Origin of the sequence: Saccharothrix coeruleofusca, from assembly GCF_017876325.1 — a bacterium.
Classification (GTDB): Bacteria; Actinomycetota; Actinomycetes; order Mycobacteriales; family Pseudonocardiaceae; genus Actinosynnema; species Actinosynnema coeruleofuscum.
Genome location: NZ_JAGINV010000001.1, coordinates 7,320,966 through 7,336,677, shown reverse-complemented (window position 1 = coordinate 7,336,677; position 15,712 = coordinate 7,320,966). Strand labels below are relative to the sequence as shown.

Genomic DNA, 15,712 nt, shown 5'->3' with positions numbered 1-15,712 from the left:
ACGGTAGCGGAAGGTGTTTCGTTGACAACATAGTTGCCAGTGCCTACTTTGTAGCTGGTGACAACATCCAGAACCGCGGCAGTCCCCTCGGGTCGCCGCTCGGTCGTGCTCGTCCCGCGCGAGGTCGCAACCGCGCTCCACCGAGAGGAACGATCGTGAAGCTCGTGCTCGCGACCGCGCTCGTGGCCGGGCTCCTGCCACCCGCTGCCGCGCCACCGTCCCACGTCGAGGGGGTGCTGCCCAGCGGCGCGGCCTACGTCATGGACGTGCCGAGGAACTGGAACCGGACCGCCCTGCTGTACAGCCACGGCTACACCGCCGACGGCGCGCCGAACCCCGCTCAGAACGCGCCGAGCGCGGCGGTCCGGACCGCCGCGCTCGACCGGGGTTACGCGCTGATCGGGTCGTCGTACGCCGAGACGGGTTGGGCGGTCGAGCACGCGCTACCCGACCAGTTGTCCACTGTGGACGAGTTCGCGAAGCGGTTCGGCAAGCCCCGCAGGACTATCGCGTGGGGCGCTTCGCTCGGCGGCATGATCACCACCGGCCTCGCCGAGCGGCACGGCCACCGGTTCGACGGCGCGCTCGCCATGTGCGGGGTGCAGGCGGGTGCGGTCGCCAGCTGGAACAGCACCCTCGACGCGGTCTTCGCCGTCCGGACCCTGCTGACGACCTCCACCGTGCCACTGGTCGACCTGCCCGACCAGGCCACCGCGCTCGCGTCGGCGGCCGAGCTGGTCCCGGCGCTCGACGCGGCGCAGGCCACGGCCCGTGGCCGGGCCCGCATCGCGCTGGCCTCGGCGCTGCACAACATCCCGGCGTGGACCACCGCCTCGTCGCCGGAGCCCGCTCCCGACGACTACGACACCGCGCAGCGCAACCAGTACGAGCAGCTGCACAACATCGTCCACACGGGACTGTCCGGTCGCCAGGAGGCGGAGACCAGGGCCGGCGGCAACATGTCGTGGAACACCGCGGTGGACTACTCGCGCCTGCTCGCCCGCTCCGCCATCCGCCCCGAAGTCGAGGCGCTCTACGCCCGCGCGGGACTGTCGCTCGCCGAGGACCTCGCGACGCTCGCCGGGGCGCCCCGGATTTCGGCCGACCAGGGCGCGGTGGCGTACATGACCCGGAACCTGACGTTCACCGGACGGCCGCGCACCCCGCTGCTCACGATCCACACCACCGGGGACGCGCCCGTGCCGGTGCAGGGCCAGCGCGCTTACGCCGACGCGGTGCGCGACGCGGGCCACGAGAAGTCGCTGCGCCAAGCGTTCGTGCATCGCGGCGGCCATTGCGCGTTCACCACCGGGGAGATGATGGCGGCGTTGGCCGCGCTGGAGGAGCGGGTGGACACCGGCCGGTGGCCCGACACGGGCCCGAACGCGCTGAACGCGGCGGCGGCACGGCTGGACCCCGGCGCGACGCACGCGTACCGGGTCTACCGGCCTGCGCCGTACCCGCGCCCCTTCGACCTGGCGCGGTGACGGTGGGCTGGCGAGGCGGGGGCGGCCGGCTCGGCCGCCGCACGGGTCACCACGGTCGCCCTCGGCTCCTCTCCCGCTCCGTCCGCGGCGAGCCCGGCAGCGAGGGCGCGCGGCGGCGTCGGGAATCCTCCTGGCTGTGCCCGGAGCCGGGGGCGGCCGATACCCTGGGACGACCGGACGTGGAGGCCCGCCGCCGGGCGGTGGCCCACCCGGAACCGCCCCGCCGACAACCGCCGTGCCACCGGCACGGTTCGAGGGAGAGCGCGTGAAGTCTGTCGTCCGTCACGTCACGCTGAACTGCGGCGCCCCGCACGAGCCCTACGACCTGGCCCTGTTCTGGAGCCAGGTGCTGGGCCACCCGGTGGACGAGGAGGACGTCCCCGGCGACGACGCGGTGGGCCTGGCCCCGCCCGAGGGCGAAGGTCCCACGCTGCTGTTCGTCCGGGTCCCTGACGGCAAGCCCGCCGTGCGCAACCGCGTGCACCTGGACCTGCAGCCGGAGCTGTCCCGCGACGCGGAGGTGGAGCGGCTGCTGGCGCTGGGGGCGAGCTTCGTCGACGACCAGCGCACCGAGGACGGCAAGGGCTGGGTGGTGCTGGCCGACCCGGCGGGCAACGAGTTCTGCGTGGAGCGCAGCGCGGCGGAGCGCGCGGCCACCAAGGACGACGACGAGGACGAGGGCTGACCGCCCGCTCGATGAGCGGAAGCCGCCAGGGGAGTTTTCCTGGCGGCTTCCGCGTGTTGTGGTCCCAAGGGCTTCTCGCCACCGCGCGTCTGGGCGGGGAGCGGGAAGCGCCGGCAGAGGGTGGTCGCGGGCTGGGTGCCCGATGCCGACCACCTGCTGCGGCAGGCGGTGCGGTTCGACCTGGTCCTGGCCGCCGCGAGCGGGTGTGAGCTGCTGGAGGTCAGCCCGGACGAGACGCTGGTCGGGCTGGGCGGGCGCGGTGCCACCAGCCGGCGCGCGGACGCCGATCCGGTCACCGCGCTGTGGCAGGCCCTCGGGTGGAAGCCGTCGCGGCGGACACGCCCTTCTTCGACCTGGGCGCGGACTCCCTGTCGCTGATGAGCCTGGCCAGGGAGGTCGGCGCGGAGCTGGGGTGCGGGTGCCCGTCCGCGCGCTGTTCGACGAGGTCGACACGCCGCGCGAGCTGGCCGATCTCGTTCCGCCCGCGCCTGGTCGGACCGCCGAGCCCGCCCCGACCGCCGAACCCGGTCGAGCGGTCGAGCCCGGCCGGACCGCCGAGGCCGACCGGGCGGGGCAGCCCGCCGACGTGCGGGACGTCGTCGCACGCCAGCTCGCGCTGAGCGAGCGGCTGGTCGAGCTCATGCGGCGGCAGCTGGACGCGCTGGCCGAAGGCGGGTCGGCCCCTGCCGCCGCACTGCCCACGCCCCCGCTGCCCACCGCCGCACCGCCGGTGATCCGCGAGCGGCCGACCGCGGCGCGGAGGAGTGGTCGGTCGTCGTTCACCGGGTGGTCGCGCTTGAGCGTGGGCCGGCATGGAATCGCCATGGCGGTATCGGCGATACCTCGCGAGATCTCCGAGCAGTCTGTCTTTTCTACCGCCTCGGCACCATGGGGCTATTCGCCAGCGGCGAGCACGCCCAGGGCGGAACTGCTCGCCGATCCGGGCCATCACCGGGCTGCCGTGGCCACGGCGGACCGGGTGGATGACGCCCACCCTGCCGTCAGGCCAAGGACATCGCGGTGCGGACTCCGGCGACGTACCGCTCCGGGCGCTCCCACGCCGCGAAGTGCCCGCCGCTGCTCTCCTCCACCCAGGACCGGACGTCGAAGAAGCGCTCCGCGAACTCTCGTGGCGCGTTGACGAGGTCCTTGGGGAAGATCGTGAACGCCGTCGGCGCGACGATCCGCTCCCGTGGCCCCGGACCTGTTTCCGCGTACGGGGTGAACGAGGTGCCGATCGAGCCGCTGACCCAGTACGCCGTGATCCAGGTCAGCAGCTCGTCGCGGGTGAACACCGCCGTGACGTCGCCTCCGCAGTCGGTCCACGTGCGCAGCTTCTCCAGCAGCCAGGCGGCCAGCCCGGCGGGCGAGTCGCCGAGTCCCACCGCCAGGGTGTGCGGCTTGGTCGCCTGCTCCCGCATGTAGCCGCCCTCTCGCGCCTGCCAGCGGTGCCCGTGCCGCACGTAGGCCCGCTCGGCCGGGGAGAGGTCCTCCGGGGGGTCGATCAGGAAGCGGTGCTGCGACACGTCGGTCAAGTGCAGGGCGGCGACCCTGTCGGGGTGCTCCGCGGCGAGCACTTCGGCGACGTCGCAGCCGACATCGCCCGCGGAGACGACGTAGCGGTCGTAGCCCAGTTCGGCCATCGCGGCGGCCACCGCCTCCGCCATGGCCGCGGCCGACATGCCCGCACCGGCCACGGGGGCCGCGAACGGGAAACCCGGCAGCGCCGGGGCGACCACGGCGACCTCCGTCAGCAGCGGCAGGACCTTCTCGAACCGCAGCACCGAGTCCGGCCAGCCGTGCAGGAGCAGAACCGGCACGCCACCGGTCGCGCCGCGCTGGTGGATCAGCCGCACGGGGACGCCGCTCAGCTCCCACGGCAGCGCGCGAATCCGCGCCTCGTGCACCCGCCAGTCGTAGTGCTCGGCCCAGTAGGCGACGAGTTCGGCCAGGAAATCACCGTCAACGCCGCGCTCCCAGCCGAATCCCGGCGGCAGCGCCACCCGGCGGTAGGCCCGCAGCCGGGCGCGCAAGTCCTCCAGCACCGGTTGGGGGACGATTTCGGGTGCGGCACCAGCCATGACGACCTCCGCTCTTCTCACCTGATCAGCGACACCAGTAAAAGCTAACAACGGTGTCGTTGGCGAGCAACACCAGTCTCGTGTTACAACGGTGTCGTGCTGTCGCTGAAGGTGGTCGAGGACTTCCTCAACACCCTCGACGAGCGGACGTTCACGCGACACGGGGAGAGCCACGTCCCCGGCGAGCGGCTGACGTCGCCCCGAGCGCTGGCGGACTGGCTGGCGGCCCATGACCTCTCGTCCGGCGACACCCCGTTGCGCACGGCGGACGTGGAGGCCGCCATCGCACTGCGCACGGCGCTGCGACAGGCGCTCGTCGTCGATGCCGAGACCGAGGTCGAGGTCGCATCGGCCCTGCGGGACTACCCGCTGCGACTCGTGCCGGACGCGTCGGGTGGGCTGCGCATCGCCGCCGCGTCCGGCAGGCCGTGGCTGGACGCCGTCGTGGAGACGGTGGCAGGCAGCGCGGCCAGGGGCGACTGGGCACGGGTCAAGCTCTGCGCCGCGCCGGACTGCCGCTGGGCGTTCTACGACACCTCGCGCAACGGCCGTGGCCGCTGGTGCGCGATGGAGATCTGCGGCAACCGCCACAAGACCCGCACCTACCGCGAACGTCGCCACCACGGCGACCGGGAGGCAAGCCCCCGACCGCCGTCGTGACACCGTCCCGCCGGTTCGACGTCGGGTGCGACCGAATTGGACAGTCTACTCAGGACGGTCCGGTCGACCGTTCTTCCGGGGATTCCCCCCGTCCGCGCCGAGGGCGCGCAACAGCCCTTCGACCCCCTCCAGGAGGGTTTCGCAGATCGGCTCGGGGTCCGACAGGCAGCCCGCGGCCATCGCCCCGTCCCGGAGCATGACGAAGTGCCTGGCGGCGGGTTCGGCGGGCGCGGCCCCGGCGCGGGCGAGCAACTCCGTGACGGTGCGCGAGAACCACTGGCGGTGCGCGAGGACGGCCTGGTGCACGGGGTGCTCCGGGTCGGGGTACTCCGCCGCGGCGTTGAGGAAGGCGCAGCCCCGGAACCCCGGCGACCGGATGCCCTCCGCGATGGACCTGCCGACGGCCCGGACGGCGTCCGGGGCGGACAGCACGCCGGAGACGGCGTCGTCGACCTGCCGCCGGATGGCCGCGTCGGCTTCTCGCAGGTAGCAGACGATCAGGTCGTCCTTGCCGGGGAAGTGCCGGTACAGCGTGGCCCTGGTCACCTTCGCCTCGGCGACGATCCGGTCCACGCCGACGGAGTGGATTCCCTCGGCGTAGAAGATCCGGGTCGCCGCGGTGAGCAGCCGGGACCGCGCTTGGGAGACCTGACCCTGGGCGTTCGTCACCCCACCCAGCATAGTCGATAGAACGTTCGGTCTTGACGTGGACGGGCGGAGCTGACAACCTTCCGATGAGACCGAACGTTCTCCTCATCATCTCCGCCGCTCGTTGGTCCGAGCGAGCGGAATCACCACCCAAGGAGTTCTCATGAGCGCCAGCGCCGTCGTCACCGCCGAGGCCACTCCCGCGCCCGCCCTCCGACGCCTGTACTTCACCCGCTTCGGGTTCGCCCTGGTCTGGGCGGGCGCGCTGTTCGCGACCGCGTCGACGCTCGGGCCGGTCAGCATCGCGCTGCTCGTGCTGTACCCGCTGTTCGACCTGGCCGCCGCCGTCGTCGACGTCCGGTCGTCGCGCACCGCCGGGCCCGCCAAGGGCCTGTACGCGAACATCGCGATCAGCGCTCTCGCCTGCGTCGGACTCGCCCTCGCCGCCGCCTCCGGCATCCCGGCGGTGTTGCGGGTGTGGGGCGCTTGGGCGGTCGTGTCGGGCCTGACCCAGCTCGGCGTCGGCCTCAGCCGCCGGGCGCTGGGCGGTCAGTGGGCGATGATCATCAGCGGGGCCATCTCCACCGTCGCCGGGACGTCCTTCGTGCTGCAGGCCGCCCAGCCCGGCGCGTCGCTGGCGAGCCTGGCGGGCTACGCCACCCTCGGCGGCCTGTTCTTCCTCGTCTCGGCGGTGCGCCTCAGCCGCTCGGCCGCAGCGCACTGACCCGCGCTGACCCGCGCTCGCGGGGCACCAGGTCGGGCGAGCGCGGCCGTCAGCACCGCCGCAGCTCGGCGAGCAGCAGGTTCGAGTCGCCACCGACCAGGTTGGCGCCGTTGGTCACGTAGGCGCGGTTCCCGCGCACGACGACGGCCGTGGTGCCCCGCATTCCGTCCCCGGCGTCCAGCAGGGTCTCCCCGGTGCCGTCCGCGCTCACCCGCACGAGCCTGCTGCTCTGGTTGACCGCGGCGAGGATCTCGGTGCCCCGACCGGTGAAGTCGAAGTCGTCGACGCCCTCCAGGCCACTGGCCCGGACCTCGGCGCGGCCGGGACCGCCGTCCTCGGCCACCGGGATGCGGACGATGGTGCCGCGGTCGGAGTTGCTCGCCCACACCGCGCCGTCGTGGACCTTCAGGCCGTTGGCGCCGAAGAAGTCCACGGGCGCCAGTGCCGGGTCCGCCGACCACACGGAGGCCGCGCCGCCGCGCAGCGGGGCCTGCCAGACCCGCCCGCCGGTCGAGTCGGTGACCAGGAAGCGGTCCCGCTCGTCGTCGACCACCAGCGCGTTCGGCATGGTGTCGGCGTGCAGCGGCACGACGAGCTCGGGCGCACCGGAGCGGCGGAGCCGCCAGACCCCGGTCAGCCCGCCCCGCCCCGAGGAGTAGAGGAAGTGCACGGCGCCGCCGCCCGACCGGACGACCCCGGTGACCACGGGGGTTCCGACGACCGGGGTGGTGCCGCCCCCGTCCGGGGGCAGCGGCATGGTGGCGAGCACCCGGACGGCCCCGGTCCGCTCGACCCGCACCACCTGGCGCGCGGGGATCATGCCGACGACCGCGCCGCCGCCGGGCTCCGGGGCGATGCTCTCGGCGGCCTGCCCCGCCGCCCGGTCGAAGTGGGCGAGGACGCGCACGTCACCCAGGCAGGTGCGGCCGTGGTCGGGGCGCGCTGGGGTCGCGAGAGCCGTCGGGGTCGCGAGAGCCGTCGGGGTCGTGGCGAGCAGGGCGGTGAGCACGAGCGCGGTGGTCCGCCGCAGCGGCTGGACGGATCGTTGGGGCACGGTTCTCCTTCGGTCGTGCGGGCGAGGCAGGACAGGGCAGGGCGGGATCGGGTCAGCTCGGGAGGTGCCGCTCCGCGCTCCCGGACGGGGTGGAGCGCTCCCCGCCGAGCACGGCCAGCAGTTCCAGCTGCGTCACCGCGGCGCTGCCCGGCGCGGGTGAGTACACGACCAGGCGCTGGTCCTGCCTGCCCGTCCCCAGCACGTCGAAGTCCAGCTCGACCAGCCCGACCGCGGGGTGCAGGATGCGCTTGCGGTCGCCGCGGCGGACCGCGACGTCGTGCCGGGCCCACAGCCGGGCGAACTCCGCGCTCCTCGCGCGCAGCGCCCCGACCATCTCCCGCACCGCCGGATCGGCCGGGCGGGCCGCGAGGGTCGCGCGCAGGTCGTCCACCCGCGCCCGGCTCTCGTGCTCGTGGTCCTCGACGGGGTGCTGCCCGCGCATCTCCGGGTCGGTGAACCACCGGTAGGTGCAGCTGCGGGCGAGACCGCGGAACCGGGTCCACTCCCCCAGCAGCGCGTCCGCCATCCGGTTCTGGGCGAGCACGATGTTCAGGTCGGAGGCGACCAGGGCGGGCAGGCCCGGCAGCCCGTCCAGCAGACGGCGCAGGCCGCGGTCGACGTGCTCGTCACCACCGGCGCGAGGCGGGGCGAGGTGCCCGGCGAGGCGGAGCAGGTGATCGCGCTCGTCGGTGGTCAGCCGCAGCGCGCGAGCCAGCGCGGTGAGCACCGCGACCGATGGCCGCGGCCCGCGTCCCTGCTCCAGCCTGGCGTAGTAGTCCGGTGACATGCCCGCGAGCTGGGCGACCTCGAAGCGCCGCAGCCCCGGCGTCCGACGCCGTCCTCCGGCCGGGACGCCGACGTCCTCCGGCTGGAGCAGCGCGCGTCGGCGGCGCAGGAAGTCTGCGAGGTCGTCCCGTTCCACGCTCCCAGGGTGGTCCTGGCGAGGCGGGACAACCAGGACTCGCCGATACCACCTTCCCCTGGACCTCTCACTGGCGCGGGGGAGGTCAGGCCGGGGGAGGTCAGGCCGGGGGCGCGTAGTCGACCAGCGCGTGCAGCGACCCCCGCAGGTTCGCCAGGTCGGGGTCGCCGAGGAGCTCGGCCCACTCGGCGCCGAGCCGGTTGATCACGGTCGCCGCGTCGCGGCAGAACCGCTCGCCCAGAGCGGTCAGCCGCACCAGGGTCGCGCGACCGTCGGCGGGGTCCGGGCTCACCCGCAGGTAGCCCGCCTCCTCCAGTTCGCGGATCAGCGTGCTCATCGCCTGCCTGGTCATCCCCGCGCGCTGGGCGAGGGTGACGGCGCGGGTGCCCTCGGCGTCCAGGTTGGTGAACACGGCCGTGTGCGGGCCGCGCACGGCCGGGTGCCCCAGGGCGGTGAGCCTGCCGATGATCTGCTCGTTGACCGCTCGAACGGCGCGCAGGAGCAGCCTGCCCAGCTCGTCGCTGCCCGCGTCGGCGAGCTGGCGGAGCGCCGACTCCTCGGTCATCTGACACCCTCCTCGACGGTGCGGGCGGTGAGGTCGACAACCTAGGCAGTCTAGTTGACTATCGGGTGCGTCCCACCGGTCCGGCGCGGGAAGCGGTCCGTGGCTACCCTTCGGCGGGGGTGGTGTCGTAGGTCTCGCGGTTCAGCAGGACGGTGTCCATGTGCGTCTCGGCCCAGACCTTGAGACCGCGCACCGCCTGGTACAGGGACAAGCCCAGCTCGGTCACCTCGTAGGTGACCGTGACGGGCACCGTCGGCGTCACGGTGCGGGTGACGAAGCCGTCGCGCTCCAGGGAGCGCAGGGTCTGGGTGAGCATCTTCTGGCTGACGCCCGCCAGCAGCCGCGCCAGCTCCGAGTAGCGCATCGGCCGGGGCTCGCCCGTGCCGTCGTGATCCGGGTTGGCCGGACCGCCACCGAGCGCGCACAGGATCAGCGTGACCCACTTGTCGGAGATGCGGTCGAGCAACTCGCGGCTGGGGCAGACGGCCAGGAAAGCGTCGTACTCGACCTTGGCCATGGCCCTCCTCCGGGCCGCGGTCGTCGTCGCCATCGTTCACCACTCTCTCGCAGGGTGTTACTCACCCCAAAGTACCTACTCCCCCGCAGGAAGCCCGCCGCGCCCACATCCGCGAGTTCTCCGTTCAGGTCGCGCGAGTCGAACGCTCAGGTACCGCGAGTCGAACGTTCGGGACCCCTGAGTTCGTCGTTCGGGTTGGGTTATCCAGCAAAGGGTGCGCTCGCCGCGCGGCAGGTCGCCAAGGATGGCGGGTCGCGCCGCCCCCGCATGACCTGCCGGAGGCGAACCACACGCGTCAAGGGGGCCGCAGTCGTGTCCGGGGTTGGTGGTGCGTTCAGGCCCCCTTGACACGTGCGGTCGGGACGAGCCCAGGTCATACGGGGACGGCGCTCGCGGGCACCCCGCTGCGCGCGCTCCGCGCGCGCCCCCCTGGTGCGTGGGCAAGTACTACCCGACGGGGTTGGGAGGGCCGGTGACTACTACCCGAGGTGCGCGGAAGCGGGCGCGCGGGCGCGGGCTGGGGCGCGGGAAGCGCGGGTCGAGGCCGCGAAAGCGCGGGTCGGGGTGCGAAAGCGCGGGTCGGGGTGCGCGAATGTTGAATTCGGGGTGTCTGGGCGTTCGACTCGCGGGGGTGACACGCCCAACACGCCCATAGGTGGGTGACACCGGGGGCGGGCGTGGGCGTCCGCCATCGACCGGTCAGGGGGTGGTGTGGGTGCCGCTGATGGGGCGGGCGTCGTACTCGGCTCGGGCCGCCTGGATGCGCGTCAGGTGCGCGACGCCCCATTGCAGCAGTGGTGCGACGGCTTCGCGGAGGGTGTTGCCCATCGGGGTGAGTTCGTAGCTGACGTGCGGCGGCATGACGTTGTGGACGGTGCGGGTCAGGATTCCGTCGCGTTCCAGCCCGCGCAGCGTGGCGGTGAGCATCCGCTGGCTGATGCCGTCGATGTCCCGCTTGAGCTGGGTGAAGCGGCGCGGGCCGCCGCTGAGGGCGCGCACGATCAGCAGCGACCACTTGTCCGCGACGATGTCGAGCACCGCTTGGGGACGGCAAGCCGGCTCGTCGTCCGCCGCGGTCATGGTTACCTCCGAGGAACCGGGTCACCGGAATGTGCCTTATTGCCAGGGACAAGTCGGGCGATCACGATGATCGTGATTCCCGAACGGTACTTGGTTACGAATCGTAAGTGCCGTTCTCCGAGCACGTCCCGAACCCGGAGGACCACCGCGACCATGTCGACTTTTCTGCTGGTGCACGGCGCTTGGCACAGCGGGCGCTGCTGGGACCGGGTGACGCCGCTGCTGGAGTCGGCCGGGCACCGGGTGCTCGCGCCGTCGCTGACCGGTCACGGCGACCGGGCGCACCTGCTCAGCGCCGAGGTGGGGCTGGAAACGCATATCGCCGACGTCGTGGCGCTGATCCTCGAACAGGACCTCACCGAAGTGGTCCTGGTGGGGCACAGCTACGCGGGGCTGGTCATCTCCTCGGTCGCCAACGACGTCCCGGACCGGATCGCGCACCTGGTCTACCTCGACGCGATGGTCCCCGAGCACGGTGAGACGGCGATCGACGTCCAGCCCGTGACGCAGGGTCTGCTCGACCTCGCCGCGCGGTCCGGCGACGGCTGGCGGGTTCCGCCGCTGCCCGAGCTGCCGCCGCCGCACGGCCTGTTCGGGATCACCGACCCGGCGGACGCGGCCTGGGTGCGCGGGATGCTCTCGGACCAGTCGGCGCGCTGCTTCCAGGAGCCGGTCCGGTTGGACAACCCGGCCGCGAAGGCGATCCCGCGCACGCACATCCACTGCGTCGGGGCGACGATCGACGGCATCGTCCGCCCTCCGGTGCCCCCGGTGCAGCCCAACGGTTCTCCGGCGCGGGTGCGGGAGCTGAAGACGGGTCACGACTGCATGGTCACCGCGCCTGTCGAGCTCAGCGAACTGCTGTGCGAGGTCGGCGTTTGAGGTGTCGCCGTGTCCTCTTCGGACACGGGTCGGGGGGACGGGCCCACCCGCGCTTGCGAAGTGGAACGAAGTTCCGGTAGGTTCTGGAACATGGTTCCGGTTAGTTGCCGGACCCGCATCCACGAACGCGGAAGGACCACGTGATGTCCCAACCAGGGCCGGGCTCCAACCACGCACCGCCTGCCGCCCGGACCTCGCCGGAGAGCGGTCCGCCGTTCAGCGAGGCCGGCGGCATCCCGGTCGACGCCGCCACTCCCGTCACGACCTTCAGCCCCGTGGTGCTCGAGGTGCCGGGCAGGCCGGTCGACCTGCGGATGAAGGTCTCCGCGCCGGCGACCGGCGACGACCTGCCCGTCATCCTCTTCTCGCACGGCCACGGGCCGTCGAACTTCGTCTCGTCCCTGCACGGCTACGGGCCCGTGGTGGACTTCTGGGCGGCCCACGGGTTCGTCGTCATCCAGCCCACCCACCTGGACGCGATGATGCTGGGCCTGCGGGAGGCCGACGACCCGGACGCGCCTGCGTACGCGCGCTCCCGCGTCGAGGACATGCGCCACGTCCTCGACCACCTCGACCAGGTCGAGGCCGCCGTCCCCGGCCTCGCCGGACGCCTGGACCGGAGCAGGATCGCCGCGGTCGGGCACTCCATGGGCGGCCACACGGTGGGTGTGCTGGCCGGTCAGAGCACGGCGGACCCGGCTGACGGGTCGGACCTGGACCTGTCCGACGACCGCGTCAAGGCGGCCGTGCTGCTGGCCGCGCCCGGCCACGGCGAGGACCTCGCGCCCGCCGTGGCCGAGCACTACCCCGCCCTGAAGGCCACCGCTTTCCACGGGATGACCACGCCCGCGCTGGTCGTGGTGGGCGACAAGGACTGGAACGCCCACTTCTCCCAGCGCCGGGACTGGCACTGCGACGCCTACTCCCGCAGCCCCGGCCCCAAGAGCCTGCTGACCCTGTTCGGCGCCGAGCACGGGCTCGGCGGGATCTCCTCCTACGACGCCAAGGAGACCACCGACGAGAACCCCGAGCGGGTGGCCGCGCTGCGGGCGCTCGTCTGGGCCTACCTGCGCAGCGCGCTCTACCCCGGCGACCGCGCCTGGGCCGACGCGACCGCCGCGCTCGCCGCGATGGCGACCCCGGTGGGCGCGGTCGAGTCCAAGTGAGCCTCGTCACCAGGGGATGACGCCGTCGTCGTTGAAGAACGAGCCGGTCGGGCCGTCGTCGGGCAGCGTGGCCAGGCGGATCGGCGTGGCCGCGCCCTCCTGGGGGGTGCGGCCGGTGAAGCCGGTGAAGTCGGTCGCGACCAGGCCGGGGCAGGCGGCGTTGACCAGGATGTTCGTGTCCGCCAACCACCTGGCGTACTGCACGGTGACGGCGTTGAGGAACGACTTCGTCGGCGCGTAGGCCGCCATGACCGGGCCGACGTCGACGTTCGGGTCCGACTGCCAGGTCAGCGAGCCCACGCTGCTGGAGACGTTGACGACGCGCGGCGAGGCCGCGCGGCGCAGCAGCGGCAGCATCGCGTTGGTCACCCGGATGACGCCCAGGACGTTGGTCTCCACGACGGTGCGGACGAGGTCGAGGTCGAGCGCGGTCGGGTCCTGCGTCCAGTCCTGGCTCAGCTCTCCCGAGATGCCCGCGTTGTTGACCAGGGCGTCCAGCTTGCCCGCCTGCCGCTGGACCAGTTCGGCGGCCTGGGCGGCGCTCTGGTCGCTGGTCACGTCCAGCGGCACCCCGAACGCGTCCACGCCCGCGGCGCGCAGCTTCTCGACGGCGGTCTCGCGTCGGACGTCGTCGCGGGCCCCCACGCCGACCCGGTAGCCCAGGGCGCCCAGCCCCGCCGCGATCTCGTACCCGATCCCCTTGTTGGCGCCGGTCACCAGCGCGATCTTGTGCTCACTCACGGCTCCGATGCTGTGCTCGCGGGTGGGCGGCGCGCCAACACCGATCCGGTGCCCTGTCATACCCGGCGGGTATCACCGCAGTACGGTGGTGGAGTGGACCTGCTGGAGACCCGCGAGCTGCGGTACTTCGTGACCGTCGCCGAGGAGCTGCACTTCGGTCGCGCCGCCGAGCGGCTGGGCATCGCCCAGCCGCCGCTGTCCCGCGCGATCCAGCGGCTCGAACGGCGCCTGGGCGTCCGCCTGCTGGAGCGCGACCGCCGCGGCGTGGCCCTCACCGACCCCGGCCGGGTGCTGCTGGTCGAGGCCCGCACGACCCTCGACGCGGCCACCGCCGCCGTCCACCGCACCCGCCGCGCCGCGTCCTCGCGCGAGCGCCTGGTGCTGGCGACGAAGGCGGGCGCGGACCACGAGCTGCTGCGCGAGCTCCTCGACGCCTACGCCGCCGAACCCGACGCGGTCGAGGTCGAGGTGGTGCTGTGCGGGATCGGCGAGCAGCGGCGGCTGCTGCGCGACGGCCGCGCCGACGCGGCGCTGCTGCACCGGCCCTTCGACCCCCTCGTCGAGTTCGACACCGAGGACCTGCTGACCGTGGGGCGGATCGCCGTCCTGCCCGCCGGGCACCCGCTGGCCACGCGCCCGTCGCTGTCCATGGCCGAGGTCACCGGCCTGCCCGACCTGCCCGCCGCCCGCTGGCCCGACCACGACGGCAACTACCCGCCCGGCCCCGGCCCCGAGTTCCGCGACCAGTCGCAGCTGGCCCAGATGATCGCGCTGGGCCGGGCCACGGTGGTCATCTGCGCCTCCGCGCACACCTGGTTGTGGGACGAGCACACCGCGGTCCCGCTGACCGACGCGCCGCCCATCACCACCGTCCTGGCCTGGCCCCCGCACAGCCGCTCCCCCGCGCTGGCCGGGCTGGTCCGCGCGGCCGGGCGGCTGGAGGGTCACCGGCGGGTCGGGCGGGCCGCCACCAGGTAGGCGAACAGGACCGCCATGACGGCCGCGCCCGCCCACAGCGCGGTCCGCCAACCGTCCACGAAGGACTCCTGCGCGGCCAGGACGAGGGCCTGCCCACCGGGGCCCGCGGCCTCGACGGCGGTGGCGACGCCTTCGCGGGCGGCGTTCGCCGCGTCGGCGGGCACAGCGCCGAGTCCAGCGCCGAGTCCAGCGCCGAGCCGGGTGTCGATGGCGTCGCGGTAGCCCGCCGACAGCAGCGCGCCGAGCAGCGCGACGCCGAGCACGGTGCCGAGTTCGCGGGTGACGTCGTTGAGCGCGGAGGCGACGCCCTGGCGTTGCCTGGGCAGGGCGCTGGTGATGGCCTCGGTGGCGGGCGGCATCGTCAGCCCCATGCCCAGCCCGGTGGCGAGCATGCCGGGCAGGACCGCCGGGTAGCCGCCGTCGACGGAGACCAGGACGGCCATGAGGAGCAGACCCGCGCCCGCGAGCAGGACGCCGGTCGCCGTGGTGGCGCGGGCCCCGACGCGCTCGGCCAGGCGCGGGGCCAGGCCGGAGGCCACCATCATCAACCCGGCCATGGGCATCAGCGCCGCCGTGGCCAGCAGGCCCGACCAGCCCAGCACGGTCTGGAAGAACGGGTAGAGCACGACGGTCACCCCCGCCTGGACGCCGAAGACCACCAGCAGCGCCACGGAGCCGTTCGCCAGGCCGCGTTCGCGGAAGAGCCGGACGTCCAGCAGCGGGGCGCGGTGGCGCAGCTCCCAGGCGACGAAGCCCACCACGCCCGCGACGCCGACGAGCAGGCCGGCCAGCGGCAGGGGCGCGGTCCAGCCCCGCTCGGGGGCCTCCTGGAGGAAGAGGACCAGCCCGACCACGGCGACGGGGGACACCAGCGAGCCGACGGTGTCGAAGGAGTTCCGCGCCTGCTCGCGCGAGTCGGGGACCGAGCGCCACGCCATGGCGAACGCGACCACCACCAGCGCGACGGGCAGCACGAACAGGTAGCGCCAGCTCGCCGCGTCGACCAGCACGGCGGAGAGGAACATGCCGAGGACGCCGCCGCCCCCGGCGACGCCGGTCCACACCCCGATCGCCCGGCCGCGCTCCTGGTCGGGGAAGGTGGAGGTGATGACGGCGAGGGTGACGGGCATGATCATGGCCGCGCCCACACCGCTGAGCACCCTGGCCGCCAGCACGACCCCGGCGGAGGGGGCCAGTCCCGCCGCCGCGTTCGCGACGCCGAAGACGAGCAGGCCCGCGAGGAGCACGGGCTTGCGACCCCACCGGTCGCCGATTGCCCCGAGCGGCAGCAGCAGCGCGGCCAGGGCGAGGGTGTAGCTGTTGATGATCCACAGGACCTCGGCCTGCGAGGCGTCGAAGGTGACGGCGAGGTCGGGCTGGGCGACGTTCAGCCCGGTCACCGAGGCGATGACGGCCATCAGGGCGACGCAGACCGCGATGAGGACCCGGCGGCGCAGGCGGGGGTCCGGGATCACCGCGCCGACGTCGGTCCGCGCTTGTCCACTGGTGTTCATGACGCGAA

General features: G+C 73.5%; 18 protein-coding genes. 9 read left to right on the top strand and 9 right to left on the bottom strand.

The genetic code is table 11. The annotated features are described in order from the left end of the window. Positions 1 to 155 precede the first annotated feature (155 nt). The 4 genes from JOF41_RS34140 (at position 156) to JOF41_RS38720 (ending at position 2,792) form a co-directional block, all read left to right on the top strand. A complete protein-coding gene (locus tag JOF41_RS34140; protein ID WP_307867644.1) occupies positions 156 to 1,487 on the top strand; it encodes a DUF6351 family protein in 1,332 nt (443 codons plus the stop codon). Between the two features lie 265 nt (positions 1,488 to 1,752). Further along, positions 1,753 to 2,172 (top strand): VOC family protein, encoded by a 420-nt coding sequence (locus tag JOF41_RS34135; protein WP_209623795.1) that lies wholly within the window; start codon positions 1,753 to 1,755, stop codon positions 2,170 to 2,172. Positions 2,173 to 2,307: 135 nt separating this feature from the next. Then, positions 2,308 to 2,550 carry a hypothetical protein gene (locus JOF41_RS34130; protein WP_209623794.1) on the top strand — a complete coding sequence of 81 codons (243 nt, stop codon included), beginning with the start codon at positions 2,308 to 2,310 and terminating at the stop codon, positions 2,548 to 2,550. Continuing rightward, positions 2,475 to 2,792 (top strand): acyl carrier protein, encoded by a 318-nt coding sequence (locus JOF41_RS38720; RefSeq protein WP_372448508.1) that lies wholly within the window; start codon positions 2,475 to 2,477, stop codon positions 2,790 to 2,792. Before JOF41_RS34130 ends, JOF41_RS38720 begins: the two co-directional genes overlap by 76 nt. A gap of 381 nt (positions 2,793 to 3,173) precedes the next feature. Here JOF41_RS38720 and JOF41_RS34120 read toward each other — a convergent pair whose 3' ends face one another. Further along, positions 3,174 to 4,253 carry an epoxide hydrolase family protein gene (locus tag JOF41_RS34120; RefSeq protein ID WP_209623792.1) on the bottom strand — a complete coding sequence of 360 codons (1,080 nt, stop codon included), beginning with the start codon at positions 4,251 to 4,253 and terminating at the stop codon, positions 3,174 to 3,176. Positions 4,254 to 4,349: 96 nt separating this feature from the next. On the opposite strand from JOF41_RS34120, the gene JOF41_RS34115 reads away from it, so the two are divergent. Further along, on the top strand, positions 4,350 to 4,913 hold the full coding sequence (locus JOF41_RS34115; protein ID WP_209623791.1) for a CGNR zinc finger domain-containing protein: 564 nt from the start codon (positions 4,350 to 4,352) through the stop codon (positions 4,911 to 4,913). A 45-nt stretch (positions 4,914 to 4,958) separates the two neighbouring features. On the opposite strand, the gene JOF41_RS34110 is transcribed toward JOF41_RS34115, so the two are convergent. Beyond that, entirely contained in the window at positions 4,959 to 5,594 is a 636-nt protein-coding gene (locus JOF41_RS34110; protein ID WP_209623790.1) for a TetR/AcrR family transcriptional regulator, read from the bottom strand. A gap of 130 nt (positions 5,595 to 5,724) precedes the next feature. Between JOF41_RS34110 and JOF41_RS34105 the strand changes: the two genes are divergently transcribed. Next, complete coding sequence (locus JOF41_RS34105; RefSeq protein ID WP_209623789.1) at positions 5,725 to 6,285, top strand: hypothetical protein; 561 nt, start codon at positions 5,725 to 5,727, stop codon at positions 6,283 to 6,285. Positions 6,286 to 6,334: 49 nt separating this feature from the next. Here JOF41_RS34105 and JOF41_RS34100 read toward each other — a convergent pair whose 3' ends face one another. The 5 genes from JOF41_RS34100 to JOF41_RS34080 form a co-directional block, all read right to left on the bottom strand. Next, on the bottom strand, positions 6,335 to 7,339 hold the full coding sequence (locus tag JOF41_RS34100; protein WP_209623788.1) for an SMP-30/gluconolactonase/LRE family protein: 1,005 nt from the start codon (positions 7,337 to 7,339) through the stop codon (positions 6,335 to 6,337). A gap of 52 nt (positions 7,340 to 7,391) precedes the next feature. Continuing rightward, positions 7,392 to 8,261 carry a helix-turn-helix transcriptional regulator gene (locus JOF41_RS34095; RefSeq protein ID WP_189220994.1) on the bottom strand — a complete coding sequence of 290 codons (870 nt, stop codon included), beginning with the start codon at positions 8,259 to 8,261 and terminating at the stop codon, positions 7,392 to 7,394. A 100-nt stretch (positions 8,262 to 8,361) separates the two neighbouring features. After that, the gene (locus JOF41_RS34090) at positions 8,362 to 8,826 is read right to left on the bottom strand and encodes a MarR family winged helix-turn-helix transcriptional regulator (RefSeq protein WP_189220995.1); all 465 of its coding nucleotides are present in this window, start codon (positions 8,824 to 8,826) and stop codon (positions 8,362 to 8,364) included. Between the two features lie 103 nt (positions 8,827 to 8,929). Beyond that, complete coding sequence (locus JOF41_RS34085; RefSeq protein ID WP_189220996.1) at positions 8,930 to 9,376, bottom strand: winged helix-turn-helix transcriptional regulator; 447 nt, start codon at positions 9,374 to 9,376, stop codon at positions 8,930 to 8,932. A gap of 666 nt (positions 9,377 to 10,042) precedes the next feature. Beyond that, positions 10,043 to 10,423, bottom strand: coding sequence for a winged helix-turn-helix transcriptional regulator (locus JOF41_RS34080; RefSeq protein ID WP_189220997.1), 381 nt, complete (start codon positions 10,421 to 10,423; stop codon positions 10,043 to 10,045). Between the two features lie 153 nt (positions 10,424 to 10,576). Here JOF41_RS34080 and JOF41_RS34075 point away from each other — a divergent pair, with 153 nt between their 5' ends. Both JOF41_RS34075 and JOF41_RS34070 read left to right on the top strand, forming a co-directional pair. Continuing rightward, positions 10,577 to 11,305 carry an alpha/beta fold hydrolase gene (locus JOF41_RS34075; protein WP_209623787.1) on the top strand — a complete coding sequence of 243 codons (729 nt, stop codon included), beginning with the start codon at positions 10,577 to 10,579 and terminating at the stop codon, positions 11,303 to 11,305. A gap of 143 nt (positions 11,306 to 11,448) precedes the next feature. Next, on the top strand, positions 11,449 to 12,471 hold the full coding sequence (locus JOF41_RS34070; protein WP_209623786.1) for an alpha/beta hydrolase family protein: 1,023 nt from the start codon (positions 11,449 to 11,451) through the stop codon (positions 12,469 to 12,471). A 6-nt stretch (positions 12,472 to 12,477) separates the two neighbouring features. Here JOF41_RS34070 and JOF41_RS34065 read toward each other — a convergent pair whose 3' ends face one another. Then, positions 12,478 to 13,212, bottom strand: a complete 735-nt coding sequence (locus JOF41_RS34065) for an SDR family NAD(P)-dependent oxidoreductase (protein ID WP_209623785.1) — start codon at positions 13,210 to 13,212, stop codon at positions 12,478 to 12,480. A gap of 93 nt (positions 13,213 to 13,305) precedes the next feature. On the opposite strand from JOF41_RS34065, the gene JOF41_RS34060 reads away from it, so the two are divergent. Further along, the gene (locus tag JOF41_RS34060) at positions 13,306 to 14,190 is read left to right on the top strand and encodes a LysR family transcriptional regulator (protein WP_209623784.1); all 885 of its coding nucleotides are present in this window, start codon (positions 13,306 to 13,308) and stop codon (positions 14,188 to 14,190) included. Here JOF41_RS34060 and JOF41_RS34055 read toward each other — a convergent pair. Continuing rightward, positions 14,157 to 15,704 (bottom strand): MFS transporter, encoded by a 1,548-nt coding sequence (locus JOF41_RS34055; protein WP_189221002.1) that lies wholly within the window; start codon positions 15,702 to 15,704, stop codon positions 14,157 to 14,159. The two genes, JOF41_RS34060 and JOF41_RS34055, sit on opposite strands and share 34 nt — an antisense overlap. Positions 15,705 to 15,712: the final 8 nt, after the last annotated feature.

Excerpts from the sequence above, each read along its gene's own strand:
- JOF41_RS34055 (WP_189221002.1), bottom strand. The coding sequence starts at position 15,704 with ATGAACACCAGTGGACAAGCGCGGACCGACGTCGGCGCGGTGATCCCG.
- JOF41_RS34080 (WP_189220997.1), bottom strand. The coding sequence starts at position 10,423 with ATGACCGCGGCGGACGACGAGCCGGCTTGCCGTCCCCAAGCGGTGCTC.
- JOF41_RS34075 (WP_209623787.1), top strand. The coding sequence starts at position 10,577 with ATGTCGACTTTTCTGCTGGTGCACGGCGCTTGGCACAGCGGGCGCTGC.
- JOF41_RS34105 (WP_209623789.1), top strand. The coding sequence starts at position 5,725 with ATGAGCGCCAGCGCCGTCGTCACCGCCGAGGCCACTCCCGCGCCCGCC.
- JOF41_RS34085 (WP_189220996.1), bottom strand. The coding sequence starts at position 9,376 with ATGGCGACGACGACCGCGGCCCGGAGGAGGGCCATGGCCAAGGTCGAG.
- JOF41_RS34090 (WP_189220995.1), bottom strand. The coding sequence starts at position 8,826 with ATGACCGAGGAGTCGGCGCTCCGCCAGCTCGCCGACGCGGGCAGCGAC.
- JOF41_RS34070 (WP_209623786.1), top strand. The coding sequence starts at position 11,449 with ATGTCCCAACCAGGGCCGGGCTCCAACCACGCACCGCCTGCCGCCCGG.
- JOF41_RS34120 (WP_209623792.1), bottom strand. The coding sequence starts at position 4,253 with ATGGCTGGTGCCGCACCCGAAATCGTCCCCCAACCGGTGCTGGAGGAC.
- JOF41_RS34110 (WP_209623790.1), bottom strand. The coding sequence starts at position 5,594 with ATGCTGGGTGGGGTGACGAACGCCCAGGGTCAGGTCTCCCAAGCGCGG.